This window comes from Rhodococcus sp. UFZ-B548, assembly GCF_903819475.1.
In the GTDB taxonomy this organism is placed as follows: Bacteria; Actinomycetota; Actinomycetes; order Mycobacteriales; family Mycobacteriaceae; genus Rhodococcus_F; species Rhodococcus_F erythropolis.
The window spans coordinates 469773-486786 of record NZ_CAIJDS010000001.1; the positions used below are offsets into that span (position 1 = coordinate 469773).

Below are 17014 nucleotides of genomic sequence, written 5' to 3' on the forward strand. Positions count from 1 at the left end.
TTCCACCACGAGCGACCGGTTAACCAGGACGTCAGACGGCGCGTCCCACCTTGTAGCGAACGAACGCCGGAAATGCGAGGGCAGAAAGGACAACACCGACAATCACCAGGAAGCCGCCGCCCGCTGCCGCGACACCGGTCCCGAACAGGAAGGCCGCACCGCCGTGCAGGACGTCACCGATGCGCGGACCACCTGCCACGACCACGATGAATACGCCCTGCAGTCGTCCGCGCATGTCGTCGGTTGCCACTTGCTGAAGCATCGTGCTGCGGAATGCGGCCGAGACCATGTCGACGGCGCCGCCGAATGCCAGGAATGCAACCGCCACCCAGAGCAGAATCACACTGGAACCGGGACTCGCGAAGTACACCGCTACGCCGAAGCCGACCATGGACAGCCCCCACAGCGCGATGCAGACCAGCACGGCCCGCCCCTGGTACTGAACCCGTGGCAACCAACCCGAGAACACTCCGCCCAGAACGGCTCCCACCGACATCGCTGCGAACAGCAGTCCGAGCGCAAAACCGCCGCTGGCGGGGTCACCGAAGGATTCGTGTGCGATTTCCGGGAACAGCGCTCGCGACATCCCGAACACCATCGCGATGATGTCCACCACGAACGACGCGAGCAGAACCTTCTGCGTCGCGAGATACGTGAAACCGCCGAGGACCTCGCTCAGCCCGGCCCGCCGAGACGTGCCGGTCGGCGGAATCGCCGGGAGCTTCCATACTGCCCACAACGTGGCGATCAGAAAGATCGAGTCGAGCAGGTACAGCAGTTGCAGACCGGCCGACGGTATGAGGACACCCGCCAGTAGCGGGCCGGCTATTGCACCGAACTGCACGACAGTCATGTTCAGCGAGTTCGCGGCAGGTAACTGCCTGCCCGGAATCAACCGAGGGATGATCGCCGCTCGCGTCGGTTGGTTCACCGCGAAGAACGCCTGTTGAACCGAGAACAATCCGAGCACCAACCACACGTTGTTCACGTTCAGAGCAGCCTGGATCCAGAACAGCACCGACGTGACACCGAGTCCGATCGAGGTGATCATCAACAGCAGTCGTCGATCCATGACGTCGGCCAGTGCGCCGCCCCACAGACCGAAAACGACCAGCGGGACCAGACCGAAGATTCCCGTCAGACCGACGTAGGCCGAGCTTCGGGTGATCTCGTACACCTGTTGCGGTACGGCGACCACACTGAGCTGAGCGCCGATGACGGTGACGATGCCGGCCGTCCACAGCCGTCGATAGTCGCGATTCTCGAGCGGAGTCGTGTCCGCGAGTAACCGGCTCACGGCTGGAGACGGACGGCGGACCACTGTCCGTCGACCAGGCTCGTGCGAACTCGATTGTGCATGCGGTTGGCGCGTCCTTGCCAGAACTCGACGGACTCGGGCCGAATCAGAATCCCGCCCCAGTTCGGTGGCACCGGAATTTCACCGTCCACGCCGAATCGGGCGGCGACCTCACGCAGTTGCTCGTCGAGATCGGCACGCGAGTCGATCGGACGAGACTGCGACGACGCCCACGCGCCGAGCTGCGATCCACGAGGCCTGGTTCGCCAATACTCCTGCGTCAGTTGAGCACTCACGCGCTCGGTGGTGCCGCGGACGATCACCTGCCTGGCAAGGGTCAGCCACGTGAAGTTGGCCGACGCGTACGGGTGCGCGTCGAGGTGACGAGCCTTGTCGGATCCGTAGTTGGTGAAGAAGAGGACACCGTCTTCGCTGAGCCCTTTGCAGAGCACGGTCCGCGACGCCGGACGGCCACCGTCGTCCACCGTCGACAGAGTCATGGCGTTGGGCTCCGGCGCGTCAGCTTCGACGGCGTCCACAAGCCATTGACGCATGAGGGGCAGCCAACCGGTCTCGACGACCGAGGTATCCAATTCCGCACTCATGCGGTCCTCGACGGACTCCGATTCGCTGCCTGCTTGCGGATAGCCCACACGCATGGCCGCGAGTTCGTTGTCCACCGCCTGCGGGTCCTGACGTTCATTCGACACAGCCGAGAACGCTACTCCCGGGTACTCACTGGCCAACGGCTACGCGGCACGCGCTAAAGTTTGCCGTGGCTAGACCCGACCCGGACCGCGAGCCGCACCAGCGACAGCAACCGAATCGGGACGAGACGATTGCGCAGTACAAAACACGGTGCGTGCTCATCCCTGCGAGCACCGAGGCGCAGTCACTGAAGCTGAGGCAGTGCGACTGTAGACCTGGCGCACTCGAACGAGGAGAGTCCACGAGAATGGCAGCGAGCGCAGCAATACCGGACGATTTTGTGAGCGGACTCGAAGGCGTCGTCGCCTTCACCAGCGATATCGCAGAACCCGACAAGGACGGCGGCGCACTGCGCTACCGCGGAGTCGACATCGAAGACCTGGTCGGCCAGAGGGTCACCTTCGGCAACGTATGGGCCCTTCTCGTCGACGGCCGCTTCGGCCCCGGCCTCCCGCCGGCCGAGCCCTTCCCCCTCCCCATTCACACCGGCGACGTCCGTGTCGACGTCCAGGCCGGACTGGCGATGCTGGCTCCAATCTGGGGATACCAGCCGCTCCTCGACATCGATGACGAGACCGCCCGCGACCAGCTCGCCCGCGCATCCGTCATGGCACTGTCGTACGTCGCGCAGTCCGCTCGCGGCATCTACCAGCCTGCAGTCCCACAGAGCCGCATCGACGAGGCCAAGACGGTCACCGAGCGCTTCATGGTTCGCTGGAAGGGTGAGCCCGATCCGGCACACGTCGAGGCAATCGACGCGTACTGGGTCTCGGCAGCCGAGCACGGCATGAACGCCTCCACCTTCACGGCCCGCGTCATCGCCTCCACCGGCGCCGACGTCGCTGCCTCGCTTTCCGGCGCCATCGGCGCGATGTCCGGCCCGCTGCACGGCGGCGCACCGGCCCGCGTTCTTCCGATGATCGAAGAGACCGAGAAGACCGGCGACGCCCGCGCACTGGTCAAGGGAATCCTCGACCGCAAGGAAAAGCTCATGGGCTTCGGACACCGCGTCTACCGCGCCGAAGATCCCCGTGCTCGCGTGCTCCGCGCTACCGCGAAGCGCCTCAACGCTCCCCGCTACGAAGCTGCCGCAGCTCTCGAGCAGGCTGCACTGGCAGAACTGCGTGAGCGTCGTCCCGATCGCGCGATCGAGACCAACGTCGAGTTCTGGGCCGCCGTCATCCTCGACTTCGCCGAGGTTCCCGCGCACATGATGCCTGCCATGTTCACCTGTGGCCGCACCGCCGGCTGGTGTGCACACATCCTCGAGCAGAAGCGTCTCGGTAAGCTGGTACGCCCGGCCGCCATCTACACCGGCCCGGCGCCCCGTACTCCGGAGTCGGTCGAGGGCTGGGACCAGATCAGCCACGCGTAGTACCCCGCTCGAATTCGCCAATCACGGTAGTACAGAACACAAGTGAAGGAACAGAAAGAAGCGATGACCTCCACACCGATCATCCCCGCCGACCTCAAGCCCGCCGACGGACGCTTCGGCTGCGGTCCTTCCAAGGTTCGCCCCGAGCAGCTGCAGTCCCTGGTCGAGGTGGGCGCTTCGGTGTTCGGCACCAGCCATCGCCAGAAGCCGGTCAAGAACGTTGTGGCCAGCATTCGTTCCGGCCTCGCCGATCTGTTCTCACTGCCCGAGGGCTACGAGGTCGTCCTCGGCAACGGCGGAACCACTGCGTTCTGGGATGCGGCCGCATTCGGCCTCATCCGCGAGAAGTCGCTGCACCTGACCAACGGCGAATTCAGCTCCAAGTTCGCTTCGGTCGCCAAGGCCAACCCGTTCATCGGTGACCCGATCGTCGTTTCCGCCGATCCGGGCAGCGCACCGGTGCCGGTCTCCGACCCGTCCGTCGATCTCATCGGCTGGGCGCACAACGAGACCTCCACCGGTGTGTCGATCCCCGTCTCGCGCCCCGCGGGTTCGGAGAACGCACTGATCGCCATCGACGCCACCTCGGGCGCCGGTGGACTTCCGGTCAACGTCGCCGATTCCGACGTCTACTACTTCGCTCCGCAGAAGTGCTTCGCCGCAGACGGCGGACTGTGGATCGCGCTGATGAGCCCGGCCGCCCTCGAGCGCGTCGCGGAGATCAAGGATTCGGGCCGCTGGACGCCTGACTTCCTCTCACTGCCCATCGCCGTGGACAACAGCTCCAAGGATCAGACGTACAACACCCCGGCCCTGGCCACCCTCCTGCTCTTCGCCAACCAGATCGAGTGGATGAACAGCAACGGCGGCCTCGACTGGACCACCGCTCGCACCGCGGATTCGTCCTCGCGCCTGTACAACTGGGCCGAGGCCAGCGAGTTCGCAACGCCGTTCGTCGCTGATCCGGCACACCGCTCGCAGGTTGTCGGCACCATCGACTTCAACGACGACGTCGACGCTGCCGAGGTGGCAAAGATCCTGCGCGCCAACGGAATCGTCGATACCGAGCCGTACCGCAAGCTCGGCCGCAACCAGCTGCGCGTCGGCATGTTCCCGGCCATCGACCCCGATGACGTCACCGCTCTCACCAAGAGCATCGACTGGGTCGTTTCTCAGCTCGGCTGATTTTCATAATGCTTCACCGCTCGGCCCCCGACATGATGTCGGGGGCCGAGCGTCGTTTGCGCCAGGCCTTGTGAGCTACCACACCGGTGGTCGGATCCGAGGTCATCTCGCCCTGCGTGTCCTGCCGAGTCCATGGTCACGAATGAATTACAGTTGAGCGCGGCGCAAAGTCGCGAGCCGGCGCGATAAGGAGGTCAATGTGCGAGAGCTTCGAGTGATCGGACTTGAACCCGATGGATCGCATGTGGTGTGCGCAGATGCTGAAACCGGCCAGAAATTCCGGCTTCCCGCCGATGACAAACTTCGTGCAGCTTCCCGCGGAGACGTGGCTCGACTCGGCCAGATTGAGATCGAAATGGAAAGCCAACTCCGTCCCCGCGAAATTCAGGCGCGCATTCGTTCCGGTGCTTCCGTAGAGCAGGTCGCCGAAGAAGCGAAGATCCCCATCAGCAAGGTCGAGCGCTTTGCGTACCCCGTTCTGCTCGAGCGTTCCCGCGCCGCGGAAATGGCGCAGGGCGGACACCCGGTGCGCGACAACGGTCCGACAGTTCCCACCCTCTCCGAAATCGTGACCCACGCATTCCGCGCCCGCGGCCACAGCATCGACGAGGCCACCTGGGATGCCTGGCGCGACGAGGACAATCAGTGGGTCGCGCAGTTGCAGTGGCAGGCCGGCCGCACCACCAACGCCGCACACTGGCGCTACCAGCCCGACGCGCACGGCGGAACGATCGTCGCACTCGACGACGCGGCATTCGACTTGATCGATCCCGACTTCGGTCGCCCGCTCCGCGGCCTGGTACCGGTGGTTTCGAACGAGCCGCAGCAGCTTGAACTGTCCCGATTCGACGTCGAACCGGTGGCGGAGATCGAGCCGGAGCCCGCAGCAGTTTCCGAGCGGACAGCAGTTTCCGAGCGGACAGCAGCTTCCGAGCGGACAGCAGCTTCCGAGCGAACGGTGGTGGCGGAACGAATCGTGACGCCCGAGCCGATTGCTGTCGAGCCGGAGACAGTCGTCGCCGAAGAGGTTCCCGAGCCTGCACCGGACGTGACCCCGAAAACCGCTCCGCAGCAGACGCAGACCAAGGACAAGCGCGGACGGCCTGCTCTTCCCTCGTGGGACGACGTACTCCTCGGGGTCCGCAGCAGCGGTCGCTGACCCGAAGGAAAGTATTCTTCTTTCGAGCGAGGCTGAGGAGAGAGGGCTGCCGGTGGCTGCACGGGTATCGACGATCTGGTTTCTGGGCGGCGCAGACGCTCGCACCGAATTGAGCAAGTACCCACAGCCGGATCAGACCGAGGCGCTGAAAATCGCCATGTCGCTGTACCCGGACAAGGAGTTCGAGTCTCTCGGTCCTCAGCCGCTGTCGATGGCCGCGACGGTGAGCCCCGGCTACGTCTTCGTCGGCGCGTACGGCCGAGTGAGCGTCGTCTGCAGCTCCGAACTCAGCACATTTGTCCCCTCGAAACTGCCTGAGTCCTGGCACCTTTCGGCCGAGGGCGGCTCGACGCTGTTGATCAGCTCCGTCCCCGAAACCGCGCAGGGTTCGTTTGCACTGTGGGAGGACGGCGAGCTACGACGCTCGTTCAGTGCCATCCCGATCGACATCGTCGAAAATCTGGGGATCCCGCAGACGTGGGAACTGGAATTCTGGGCCGGCAACCATCCCCTGCGTTACCCGCCCGGGATCCTGCCCGATCCGCAGTCACTTCCGTTCCACCCGCAACAGTTCGCGGAGTCCGCCAACCTCGAGTGGCTGGGATTCCGATACACCGGCGCGCCGCGAGAACACGAACTCGATACAACGCAGATTCTCCTGTGGGGCTTCAAGATTCACCGCCCCGGCGAGGCACCCAAACCTGCGCCCCCAGCTCCCGTACCGGTACCCGAGCAGGCGCCGACAGAGATACCCATGCCCGAAAACATGCCGCCGATCCACGACGCACCCGCGGCCAAGCCGCGCGGTCGCCTCGCCCGGTACTTCGGGTTCAAGTAGCGCGAACAAGCATCACACAGTCACGCGGCTATCGCTGCGATCCACCCGAGCGGAACGCCGACTACCGCGCCGTAGACCACCCATCGCCACACGGGGACGGCTCGCCAGCGCCACACGGTCGGCGCAAGTCCACCTACCGCAATGATATTGACGACAACCGCCAGGAGCACGTTCACGTTGCCGAGCGCGATGCAGAACGCCGCGACGGCGCTGGTCGAGAGCATCGCGGCGAATACCGACACCGCGATTCCGGTGAACCAGGGCGTGCGGTCCAGAGTCACCGGCCGGTCCTGACACGTTCGTAGAAGGCCATCGCCGCTGCGGTTGCGACATTGAGCGAGTCGGTGCCGGGAGCCATCGGTATCTTGGCACGAATGTCGGTGGCCCGCATCGCATGTTCGGTCAGACCTGGCCCCTCGGCGCCCAGCAGTAGTGCCACCTTCTCCCCGGTCATCGCTTCGGCCAAAGTGACCGCTTCCGGATTCGGAGTCAAGGATATGAGCTGAAAACCGTTGCCACGCAGCTCATCCAAGTCATGTGGCCACTTTGCCACATGCGCGAAGGGCACTCGCAGCACGTGCCCCATCGACACACGGACCGACCGCCGGTAGAGCGGGTCAGCACAACCCTTCCCGAACAGAACGGCGTCGACGCCGAGCCCTGCAGCGTTGCGGAACATCGAGCCGAGGTTCTCGTGATCGTTGACGCCTTCGAGGACCACGACGGTCTTTGCGTCCTTCAGCACGTCCGAGACCGCGAGTGGTGCCGGGCGCGCTGCTGCAGCGAGGACGCCACGGTTCAGGTGGAATCCGACGACCTCGGCCATCACTTCGGCGCTCGTACGGTAGAACGGCACGTCCACACCGTCGAGATCGTCAGCGAGCTCCAGGAGCCGTCGTTCAACGCCGAGAAGACTGATCGGCTCGAACCGCGACGTCAGCAGCCGCTGAGTGACGAATACTCCTTCGGCGATGACCAGTCCCTTGCCCTCCGGCAGGTCGGGGCGCCGATCCGAGGAGTTGAGATCGCGAAAGTCATCCAACCGGGGGTCGGCGGGATCTGAGATGTCGATGACGTGAACCACGGGTCTATCGTGCCGTACGCACCGCGGGCCCCCGTCACTACTCCCGACCTAGCGCAGCAGCGTAGCGAAATGCGCGTCGAGCACCTGGCTGATCACCTGCGGATTGGTTCGCTCGGGATTGTCGACGCCGTGCGACGCGAGCCCGTCGGCGAGCGCATGCAACCTCATCGCCTCGATGTCGACCGAGGCGTCCGGCTGCAGGAATCCTGCATCATGTACGGCCTCGACAAATGTTCGATAGTGCTCGAACAGCGTCCGGTCCGTCTCGTCACGCACTGCCGTCAACGTCGAATCGGTCTGGGCGGCAGCAGCAAACGCCTCCCAGACCTGCATTTCTTCACGCCGATCTTCGTCGAGGGGAACGAACTGATCGGTGAACTGGCGGATCGCGCGGCGGATGTCGGGATCGAAGTCGATGCCGGCGATTCTCTTCTCCACTCGGACGGTCACGAGCGTCATCGCGAACAGCAAGAGTTCGGACTGCGTCGCGAAGAAGTGCCTTAGCGACCCCGTCGACATCTTCGCCTCGTCCGCGACGGCCCGGACGCTCGCGCTCGCCACACCATCACGACGGATCACACGCCAGACAGCCTCGGCGATCTCTTCCCGTCGCTCATCGGGGCTGCTTCGTTTCACCACTTCACAAAGCTAACACAGTTGTGCTAGTTTTCGATCACTAACACAGTCGTACTAGAAATGAGCTGATGTCATGATCGTCCATCTGATCATCGCGTGCGAAATCATGTTCTGGGTGTTCATCGCCGCCGGTCTCGCCGCCCGCTATCTGCTGCGCCGCAAGACGCTGGGTGCCGCACTGCTCATCTGCGCACCCCTGGTCGACGTCGTCCTGCTCGTCGCCACAGCCCTCGATCTTCGGGACGGCGGCGAGGCGAACTTCACCCACGGGCTGGCTGCGGCCTACATCGGCTTCTCCGTTGCGTTCGGGCACAGTCTCATCTCCTGGGCCGACGCCAGGTTCGCCTACCGATTCGCCGGCGGCCCGGCTCCCGTCGCGCCACCCAAGTACGGGAGTGCGCGAGCACTGCGCGAATGGCGCGAGTTCGGCAAAGCCGCGATCGCCTGGGCCATCGCGTGCGGACTTCTCGGCGCGGCCATCTTCCTCGTCGACGACCCCGCACGTACGGGTGCCCTCGACGGATGGATCAGCAAGCTGACAGTGGTGCTGGGAATCTGGGGAGCAATCGCCCTGAGCTACACGGTGTTTCCCAAGCGCGAGAAGGTCACGGCGCGCGGCTAGCCTCGACTGCCTGTTCGGTCGCGTCGCACACGATCACCGGACGCAGGACGAACACCGGCAACCTTCCACCGTCTTCCGGCCTCGCAAGACGAAGTTTCAGCCCTTCGCTACGTAGCAGGTACACCCCGGCCACTGTGCCTGAGACGAGCGAGATCACTCCGCCCACGATCAGGGGCGCACGGGGATCCACGGAGTCGGCGAGCCAACCAAGCAGCGGGCTTCCCAGCGGTGTGCCACCGAGGAAGCTGAGCATGTAGATGCCCATCACCCGCCCGCGCATCTCGGAGGGGACCGACATCTGCAGGATGTTCATCGCGGACGTCGTGAACGTCAACGTCAGTGCGCCCGTGGGAATCAACATCAGCGCCACCAACGCGTAGGTAGGCATCAATCCCACCGCGACCTCGAACACGCCGAAAGCCACGGCGGCACCGAGGAACGTCCGCAACCGCGGCGCTTCCTTGCGCCTTGCGGCATACGCAGCGCCTGCAAGGGTTCCCACGGCAAGCGTCGTGGACAGCAGTCCGTAACCGTCGGCTTCGAGACCGAACGTGTTGCGCGCCATCACCGCCAGGCTGATCGCGAAGTTCAGGCCGAACGTCGAGACCATGAAGACGGACACCATGATCACCCGAAGGTCCTTGCGACCCCACACATATCGGAACCCGTCGCGCACCTGCCCCTTGGTACGCGGCGCCGGTTCGGACGGGATCAGCTCCTTCTTGTTCATCAGGTACAGCGCGATGAGGACCCCACCGAACGTCGCGACGTTGAGCAGGAACACCCATCCAGTTCCGATCAGGTTGATCAAAACACCCGAGATGGCCGGACCGACGATGCGGGCCGTGTTGAACGTCATCGAGTTGAGCGCGATGGCATTGGACAGGTGTTCCTTGCCCACCATCTCGATAGTGAACGACTGACGCACCGGTGCGTCGAGCGCCGAGACACAGCCGAGGGCAAAGGCGATCAGGAAGACGTGCCACAACGCAACGAGCCCACCGACGTCCAACAGACCCAACACCAGTGCGCATACCGCACTCGCCCACTGCGTGAAGATCAGGATCCGACGCTTGTCGTACCGATCGGCCAGCACCCCACCCCACACCGACAGAAACAGCGTCGGACCGAACTGCAAGGCCATGACGATGCCCACCGCCAACGCGTTGCCGTCCGAGAGCGTCAGTACCAGCCAGTCCTGGGCAATACGTTGCATCCACGTGCCGACCAGAGAAACAATCTGTCCGGAAGCCCAAAGGCGGTAGTTGCGGTTGTGGAGCGCGGCAAACATGCCGGAATCGGGGTCTCGGGGCACTCCACCATCTTGCCCCTCGAGTAATTCGTTTGGGCAACGACCTCTATGTAGCGGAGCTACGCGACCGCATAACTCGCGGAACTACTCCGTCTTGTTGACCATCTCCGTGATGATCCCGACGGCACCGCGCAGCGTCGCGAGTTCTTCGCCACCCAGCCCGGCCAGCTGCTCGTTCATCCACGCCTCACGCGCATGGGTCTCGTCCGCGAGCAACGCCTGCCCAGCGTCGGAGAGATTCACGATGATCTGACGACCGTCCGTGGGATGCGGCGAGCGCTCGACCAGACCGAGCTCGGCGAGAGAAGCAACAACGCGCGTCATCGACGGCGGCTGAACTTTCTCACGTGCTGCGAGTACGCCAGGGGTCATCGGGCCGTACTGATCCAGGCTCGCCAAAGCGGACAGTTGCGTCAGCGATACCTGAGCGTCGACTCTGCGGCCGCGCAGATGCCTGGTGAGACGCACTACAGCCAGGGAAAGATCGCTGGCCAGCGCACGAGTTTCGGTGGTCACGCGTCAGACAATACGTCAAGAGCTGGCCGGTAGCTCACGTAATCGAATACCGGTCAACCCTGATTTCACGTAAGGGCGTCGGTAATGGGTCCGACAGTGAAGTAGGCCACAAAAAGTGCCGCCACGATCCAGAGCAACGGGTGGATCTTCTTGATACCACCGCTGGCAGCGTGCAGGACCACCCATGAAATGAAGCCGACACCGATGCCGTTGGCGATCGAGTAGGTGAACGGCATGACGATCATGGTCAGGAACGCCGGGAGTGCCACCGAGAACTTGGTGAAATCGATGTCTCGGACCTGTCCGATCATCAGCGCACCGACGACGACAAGGGCAGGCGCAGCTGCCTCGATCGGCACGACGGAGTAGAGCGGCGTCAGGAACATCGCGACGAGGAAGAGCAGTCCGGTCACGACATTTGCCAGGCCCGTGCGGGCGCCTTCGGCGATACCCGACGCGGATTCCACGAACACGGTGTTCGACGACGCCGAAGCGCCACCGCCGACGATGGCACCGGCGCCTTCGACGACAAGCGCGCGACCGACGTTGGGGAGGTTTCCATCCTTGTCGGTCAGGCCGGCTTCCTTACCGAGACCCGTCATCGTGCCCATGGCGTCGAAGAAATTCGCGAGTACGAGGGTGAAGACAAGCAGGCTGGCGGCCAGAACACCGATGCGGGTGAACGCGCCGAAGATGCTGACGTCGCCGACCAGGCTCAGATCAGGCATACCACCGAGCATCTCCGGGATCGCGGGGATGCTGAGGTTCCAGCCCTTGGGGTTGGTTCCGAGCGAGGGTCCGACGTCGGCAACTGCCTCGATGATCGCAGCGAGGATCGTCGTGACGACGATGCCGATCAGCAGTCCACCACGAACCTTGCGCACGACCAGAACACCCATGAGCAGGACACCGAAGATGAACACCACGGTCGGCCACGAAGCGATCGAGCCGTTGATTCCGAGTCCGACGGGAACCGTCGTACCGGCGGCATCGGGGATGCGGCGGACGAATCCGGCGTCGACCAGTCCGATGAAGGCGATGAACATGCCGATACCGGCCGCGATTGCGGACTTCAATGCCGAGGGAATCGCGTTGAACACCGCAGTTCGGAAACCGGTGAGTGCCAACAGAACGATGATCACACCGTCGATGACCACCAGGCCCATCGCCTCGGGCCAGGTGACCTGAGGTGCGATGGTGACGGCGAGCAGGCTGTTGATGCCGAGACCCGCGGCGATGGCAAACGGATAGTTGGCAACGAGACCGAAGACGATGCTCATCAGGCCGGCAACCAGAGCGGTGACCGCAGCCACCTGGTTGACCGGAAGGATGTTGCCGAGAACGTCGGTCTTCGCTGCAGCGTCGTCAGCCGAGAAACTGCCGAGGATCAGGGGGTTGAGGACCACGATGTAGGCCATCGCCACGAAGGTGACGACACCGCCGCGAACCTCGGTCGAGATCGTCGACCCTCGTTCGCTGATCTTGAAATAGGTGTCGAGGATCTTGCCGGGTGCCGCCATGTTTGTTCTTTCCCCATCGCTGTAGGTCGCCGTGTGCCGGCGCACATGAAGCCGGTCGCACTAGGGAGAGTAGGCCACCGGGGTACGGGTAGCGTTAATTTTGTGACGGAGACTCGCAACACAACAGGCGTGATCGGCAAATTGTCCGCACCCGCGCCGGCACTGATCGTCGGCACCGCATTGTGGGTGGTCGCCACGATCGTGGTCGCGGTGAGCGGCGATCGTTGGTCGGATGCACTCCCGATCTGTTACGCGGGTATCGGAGTCGGCTTCCTCGGCCTCGCTCTGTTCTCCATTCAACGACGCGCAGCTGTGCGCGGTGACAAGAGCGCACAACAGGGCGCCGGTCTGGTCGACTGAGCAGGTCGATTCACCCTTTCAGTATGGTAAGCCTACCCTGCACTCTAGTGTCGGTCTTAGCTTGTCAATGCTGAAAGGAACCACGTAACCGTGAAGATCTCCCACCGAAATCGTTGGAAAAGCCGAGGACGTTGGACGAGACTGACATCCGTTGCTCTGGTCGCCCTGGTCGGCACAGCACTCGTCTCCTGCAGTTCGGACGACGACGCAGCAAGTAGTTCGTCGAGTTCCGGTGGCGGCGCCTTCCCCGTCACGATCGATCACGCTTTCGGCAGCACCACGATCGATTCCGAACCACAACGGATCGTCACCGTCGGTTACAACGACGAGCAGGCTCTGCTGGCCTTGGGCATCAAGCCCGTCGGAATGGTCAATCAGTACCCGGGCGAGCCGGACGTCAACCGCACGTGGCCGTGGGTCACCGGCCCTTGGGGCGGAACCGAACCGACCGTCGTCGGCAGCAATCCCGAAACCACGATCAGCGTCGAAAAGATCGCTGCGCTCGAGCCCGACTTGATCCTCGCGCTCTACTCGAGCATCGACAAAGACCTGTACAGCACACTTTCCGCGATCGCCCCGACCGTCGCGAAGGATCCGGCCTACGGCGACTACGCAACTCCGTGGCAGATCACGACGAAGACCGCAGCGAAGGCAGTGGGTCGCGAGACCGACGGCGCGAAGTTGGTCGCCGATATCGACAAGCAGTTCTCCGACGCCAGAAGCGCTCACCCGGAATTTGCAGACCAGACCGCGGTGATCATCAGCGTCGACACGACCCCGGAGTTCTACGCCTTCTCCTCCGAGGACGCCCGCGGACGGGTCCTCGGCAGTCTCGGATTCAAACCTGCTCCCGCGGTCGAGGCATTGATGAACGGTGAGTTCTACGCGCCCATCTCCACCGAGCGACTAGATCTCCTCGACGTGGACCGTCTCGTTGTCATCGGCAATCCCGATGCCGCCCAGGCGGTCCGAAACAATCCGGGCTTCCAGCAACTCGACGTGGTCAAGAACGATCGCGTCGTCTACGTCAACGACGATCAGGCCCCGCAGGTCGGTGCGGCCCTGACCGCGAGTTCAGCACTGAGCTTGCCGTGGGCGACAAGCCAACTACTCGCCGAACTCAGGAAGTAACCAGCGCCCGGCGCTTCCTGATCTGCGCAGTTCCCCAGATCCACACTCCGGCCCACACCATCCCGAACGCCCACCCTGCCAGCACATCGGTCATCCAATGGGCAGCCAGGTAGACGCGGGAGAATCCGACAGCGATCGTGTACAGGCCGAGGCTCGCGAGCATTGCCATCTTCGCGAGCCTCGGCAAAGCAAGCCGAAGAATCACTGCGGCAACCGAAGTCGCGAGTATCGCGCTCATCATCGCGTGGCCCGACGGGAACGAATACGAATCGATTTCGATCAAACGCTCCGGCAGGGGTGGACGGGTTCGCGTGAAGATGCGCTTCAATCCGCTCATCACGAGCAGACCGGTCAACATCGATCCGGCGATCAGCAGAGCTTCCGTTCGGAGCCCCCGAACCAGAAGCACGATCGTGAGCAGCGTCGCGATCAGCCACGACGCGAGGGTTCCGCCGCTGTCGGTGATGACGTCGACCACGTCCACGAGCCACGCCGTCCGCTGGCTCACTGCACTGTCGAGTACCCACTGATCAAAAGACATCTGCCCTCACATCCCTTGCGGCAGAGTCCACGTGCGCATCACGTGATGAACGCCGTCCGAGTCCACCCACCACGGCACGGTCACTGTCGCCTCCACCGCTCCCGTCAGTTCCACCGACAGTTCGTGATGGATCACTACCTCGCCGCCGGGAACCTCACGGCCGAGGGCTGCGAAGCCGAGAACTGCCTGTGGTTCGTTCGCCCACGTCGTCACAACGCCGGTGCTGCTCACTCGTCCGTGAACGGATGTGGACGCCGTAGCGACGTCGAGCAGATCTGCCAGTGCGTCAGCTGTCTCGAAACTGCCGAGCACCACTCGTTGTGCAGGCAGTGCCGCTCCCAGCCACGGTCGGTCGAGAACAAGGGCGTCGCCGGGATCGACCAGATCGCCGGAAAGGCCTCGCACGAACGGCGGCAGGTGCAGTTCCTCCAGGTCGAGAACCCGTCGCTGCGCTGCCTCACCCAGCAGTCGGTGCGTCCGCGCGACGACGGCGGAGGCCGGCATCCGTAGTGGGTCGGCAAGCCGATCGAGCAGCAGCTGAGCCAGTTCCGGATCGTCGACGGTATCGGATGCCAGTAATCCGGCGAAGAATCCGGCGTCGGGGTGTTCGGCAGCATCGAGTAATCCCTCGAAGGTGCGATCGCCTGGAGCGCGCAGCAAGCCAAGCACCTCACCGCCGAGTTCGGCATTCGAACGCAACCACCACGCCGTGTATCCACGACGGTCGGTGAGCAGCGCCCGCGTCGCCGGCGACTCGACCAGCAGCGACAGCGCCTGCGGCCAGCGGTCTTCGTCCACGAGATCGAGATCGCGCACGGCTTCGATGTATTCGGGGTCCTCGTCGAGGGTGTCCCACCATGCGTCTTCGGCGTCGAGATCGTGATCGGGGCCGGACGGCAATTCCTCACGGACCACCGTGAAACCCCACCCGACACCGACTACCCGTAGCGCCTGCTCCCCCACCCGCTGAACAAAATCAGCGTCGACGATGCCGAAGGGAGAATCCTCGACCAGGACGCTTGCAAGGGGGGCTCCCGGAAGCAGAAGTTGGTCGGCGGACCGCAATTCGCCCTCCGAATCAGGAAGCAGCACTTCACCGATCCACGACGGCAGCGCCCCTGGCGCCACGTGGGCCGCCAATCCGAGCACCACTTGCGCCAACTCCGTCGCTACCGAATCATCCTGATCCGCAGCATCTTCGATCAAGGCTCGCAGTGCCGGATCGGACAGCAGGTCGGTGGCACTCGCGGTCTGTGCTCCCAATCGAGACAGCAACGGGTGCGCCGCGACAGGATGAACCAACCTCGTCCACTGCACAGACGGTGCGTCTTCGCCCAATTCGACGCCGACGACGACGGTCCGCGGTCCGGTCACCGTTCGTCCATCGGAGAGCGGAACCGGCAGTGTTCCAAGCTCTTCCACCGCAAGAGTGTCGATCACCAAGGGCTCGAGAGCCGAATAGAGTCGATTCCACCACTTCGGTTCACGTTCCAAGCCGCTGAGCAGTTCCGCGATACGCGCGAGCCCGATGCGGTGCGTCGACACCGCCGCGAGCGCTCGCTCGTGCTTGGGGCCGGAGAGCTCGGGGACGACCAGGCCGCCGATGATGTCGGTGAGCAACTCGGCAAGATCGTCACTGAGCCCGGGCACCACGGATGCTCGCTGCGGCGCGCGGTCGGGTTCACCGACCACCGGAAGCCACTCGTTTTCCTGCAGCTCCTTCAGAAGTGCTTCGCGCAGAAGCGAATCGGTTTCGCTGCGGGCAAAGGCAGGAATCGGGACGAGTGCCGTTCGCTGCCGAGGAGGTAGTGCAGCAAGGAACTTCGCGTACCCCTCGGCAAGCGGAGCGATCGGTGCAGCGGGCATGAGGCGTCGCCGATCGGGTTGCATTGCAATGTCGGCAATGATGATCGCCGGGATCGACAGTTCCTCGTCGGATCGGGTCGGCGCCCGCAGCACGTCGTCTGCGACCGGCTCGACGACCCCGTCGCGGACCGGCACCAACCACCGTGCATTCGGCGCCGAGTACTGCCACCACGTGCGATCTCCGATGACCACCTCGACGAGACCGGAATCCAGCACTCGTTCCGATCGCCGAAAAGTCTTCTCACCCAAACGAATTGATCCGAGAGCCGGGAGTTCGAGCAGCAGATCGACTGCCTCACGTGTCATCTGCGAAAGCAGCGCCGCGGCATCGACGTCCGGCCGAAGCGTCAGCACCACTTCCGAATCGGCACCGTCGCTCGGCAATTCGCCAGACGGCCACACCAAACGAAGTACGGGGACACCGGTTTCCGGCACGGGGAGTTCGCGAGACTCGATCTCGCGCAGAGTTTGCGAGGCAGAGAATCGAATCGATCCCGTCGACGAGCGCAGTTCCACCTCGTCACCGACCGAGAGAACTGCCGAGAATCCGACTCCGAACCGTCCCGTCACGCCTTCGTCGGCGTCGACCTTGTTCGACGCACGCAGCGCCGTGAGTGCGTGAACGCCGGATTCGTCCAGCGGACGGCCGGTGTTCGCGACGGTCAGCGTCCGACCGTCCACGTCCACCCACAAAGAGCCCTCGACGCCCTCGCGTGCAGCTGCATCGGCAGCGTTCTGCGCCAGTTCGGTGAGCAGACGGTCGCGGTACCCGGCCTTCGCGAGGTCGGATTCCGCAGCCGCGTCTTCACGCAATCGCGTCGGAGATTCCGACCACGCGCGCAGCGTCGCCTCGCGGAGTGCGTC

17 protein-coding genes are annotated in these 17014 nt (G+C 63.9%); 7 read left to right on the forward strand and 10 right to left on the reverse strand.

Annotated elements, in window-relative coordinates:
- Window positions 1–31: 31 nt before the first annotated feature.
- Both H7C86_RS02265 and pdxH read right to left on the reverse strand, forming a co-directional pair.
- Window positions 32–1297: an MFS transporter gene (locus H7C86_RS02265; RefSeq protein ID WP_182261020.1), complete on the reverse strand. Its 1266-nt coding sequence runs from the start codon at window positions 1295–1297 to the stop codon at window positions 32–34.
- On the reverse strand, window positions 1294–2007 hold the full coding sequence (pdxH, locus tag H7C86_RS02270) for a pyridoxamine 5'-phosphate oxidase (protein ID WP_007733483.1): 714 nt from the start codon (window positions 2005–2007) through the stop codon (window positions 1294–1296). Before pdxH ends, H7C86_RS02265 begins: the two co-directional genes overlap by 4 nt.
- Before the next feature lie 245 nt (window positions 2008–2252).
- Here pdxH and H7C86_RS02275 point away from each other — a divergent pair, with 245 nt between their 5' ends.
- The 4 genes from H7C86_RS02275 to H7C86_RS02290 all read left to right on the forward strand — a co-directional run bounded on the left by H7C86_RS02275 (window position 2253) and on the right by H7C86_RS02290 (window position 6562).
- On the forward strand, window positions 2253–3380 hold the full coding sequence (locus tag H7C86_RS02275; RefSeq protein WP_003940025.1) for a citrate synthase 2: 1128 nt from the start codon (window positions 2253–2255) through the stop codon (window positions 3378–3380).
- Window positions 3381–3443: 63 nt separating this feature from the next.
- The gene (gene serC / locus H7C86_RS02280) at window positions 3444–4565 is read left to right on the forward strand and encodes a phosphoserine transaminase (protein ID WP_007733484.1); all 1122 of its coding nucleotides are present in this window, start codon (window positions 3444–3446) and stop codon (window positions 4563–4565) included.
- Between the two features lie 199 nt (window positions 4566–4764).
- Window positions 4765–5724, forward strand: a complete 960-nt coding sequence (sepH, locus tag H7C86_RS02285; RefSeq protein WP_182261021.1) for a septation protein SepH — start codon at window positions 4765–4767, stop codon at window positions 5722–5724.
- Window positions 5725–5776: 52 nt separating this feature from the next.
- A complete protein-coding gene (locus H7C86_RS02290; RefSeq protein WP_182261022.1) occupies window positions 5777–6562 on the forward strand; it encodes a DUF6928 family protein in 786 nt (261 codons plus the stop codon).
- Window positions 6563–6582: 20 nt separating this feature from the next.
- Here the strand turns inward: H7C86_RS02290 and H7C86_RS02295 are convergent, their stop codons facing one another.
- The 3 genes from H7C86_RS02295 to H7C86_RS02305 are packed head-to-tail and all read right to left on the reverse strand — an operon-like array spanning window position 6583 to window position 8285.
- Complete coding sequence (locus H7C86_RS02295; protein ID WP_020908790.1) at window positions 6583–6843, reverse strand: DUF2537 domain-containing protein; 261 nt, start codon at window positions 6841–6843, stop codon at window positions 6583–6585.
- Window positions 6840–7646, reverse strand: a complete 807-nt coding sequence (locus H7C86_RS02300) for an RNA methyltransferase (protein ID WP_003939731.1) — start codon at window positions 7644–7646, stop codon at window positions 6840–6842. Before H7C86_RS02300 ends, H7C86_RS02295 begins: the two co-directional genes overlap by 4 nt.
- A 48-nt stretch (window positions 7647–7694) precedes the next feature.
- Window positions 7695–8285 carry a TetR/AcrR family transcriptional regulator gene (locus H7C86_RS02305; RefSeq protein WP_029256019.1) on the reverse strand — a complete coding sequence of 197 codons (591 nt, stop codon included), beginning with the start codon at window positions 8283–8285 and terminating at the stop codon, window positions 7695–7697.
- Window positions 8286–8355: 70 nt separating this feature from the next.
- On the opposite strand from H7C86_RS02305, the gene H7C86_RS02310 reads away from it, so the two are divergent.
- Window positions 8356–8904: a hypothetical protein gene (locus H7C86_RS02310; RefSeq protein WP_020908793.1), complete on the forward strand. Its 549-nt coding sequence runs from the start codon at window positions 8356–8358 to the stop codon at window positions 8902–8904.
- Here the strand turns inward: H7C86_RS02310 and H7C86_RS02315 are convergent.
- The 3 genes from H7C86_RS02315 to H7C86_RS02325 form a co-directional block, all read right to left on the reverse strand.
- Entirely contained in the window at window positions 8888–10195 is a 1308-nt protein-coding gene (locus H7C86_RS02315; protein ID WP_007733487.1) for an MFS transporter, read from the reverse strand. The genes H7C86_RS02310 and H7C86_RS02315 overlap by 17 nt on opposite strands.
- Before the next feature lie 105 nt (window positions 10196–10300).
- The gene (locus H7C86_RS02320) at window positions 10301–10732 is read right to left on the reverse strand and encodes a MarR family winged helix-turn-helix transcriptional regulator (protein WP_019744926.1); all 432 of its coding nucleotides are present in this window, start codon (window positions 10730–10732) and stop codon (window positions 10301–10303) included.
- A 65-nt stretch (window positions 10733–10797) separates the two neighbouring features.
- On the reverse strand, window positions 10798–12252 hold the full coding sequence (locus tag H7C86_RS02325) for an NCS2 family permease (RefSeq protein ID WP_020970489.1): 1455 nt from the start codon (window positions 12250–12252) through the stop codon (window positions 10798–10800).
- 102 nt (window positions 12253–12354) lie between these two features.
- Here H7C86_RS02325 and H7C86_RS02330 point away from each other — a divergent pair, with 102 nt between their 5' ends.
- Both H7C86_RS02330 and H7C86_RS02335 read left to right on the forward strand, forming a co-directional pair.
- Entirely contained in the window at window positions 12355–12612 is a 258-nt protein-coding gene (locus H7C86_RS02330; RefSeq protein WP_182261023.1) for a DUF2530 domain-containing protein, read from the forward strand.
- A 90-nt stretch (window positions 12613–12702) separates the two neighbouring features.
- Window positions 12703–13743: an iron-siderophore ABC transporter substrate-binding protein gene (locus tag H7C86_RS02335; RefSeq protein ID WP_182261024.1), complete on the forward strand. Its 1041-nt coding sequence runs from the start codon at window positions 12703–12705 to the stop codon at window positions 13741–13743.
- Here the strand turns inward: H7C86_RS02335 and H7C86_RS02340 are convergent.
- Entirely contained in the window at window positions 13733–14284 is a 552-nt protein-coding gene (locus H7C86_RS02340) for a phosphatase PAP2 family protein (protein WP_020908797.1), read from the reverse strand. The genes H7C86_RS02335 and H7C86_RS02340 overlap by 11 nt on opposite strands.
- Window positions 14285–14290: 6 nt before the next feature.
- Window positions 14291–16963 carry a sacsin N-terminal ATP-binding-like domain-containing protein gene (locus H7C86_RS02345; RefSeq protein WP_019744931.1) on the reverse strand — a complete coding sequence of 891 codons (2673 nt, stop codon included), beginning with the start codon at window positions 16961–16963 and terminating at the stop codon, window positions 14291–14293.
- Between the last annotated feature and the right edge of the window lie 51 nt (window positions 16964–17014).

Coding starts and splice junctions, on each gene's coding strand:
- H7C86_RS02340 (WP_020908797.1), bottom strand. CDS start 14,284: ATGTCTTTTGATCAGTGGGTACTCGACAGTGCAGTGAGCCAGCGGACG.
- H7C86_RS02325 (WP_020970489.1), bottom strand. CDS start 12,252: ATGGCGGCACCCGGCAAGATCCTCGACACCTATTTCAAGATCAGCGAA.
- H7C86_RS02315 (WP_007733487.1), bottom strand. CDS start 10,195: ATGTTTGCCGCGCTCCACAACCGCAACTACCGCCTTTGGGCTTCCGGA.
- serC (WP_007733484.1), top strand. CDS start 3,444: ATGACCTCCACACCGATCATCCCCGCCGACCTCAAGCCCGCCGACGGA.
- H7C86_RS02275 (WP_003940025.1), top strand. CDS start 2,253: ATGGCAGCGAGCGCAGCAATACCGGACGATTTTGTGAGCGGACTCGAA.
- H7C86_RS02310 (WP_020908793.1), top strand. CDS start 8,356: ATGATCGTCCATCTGATCATCGCGTGCGAAATCATGTTCTGGGTGTTC.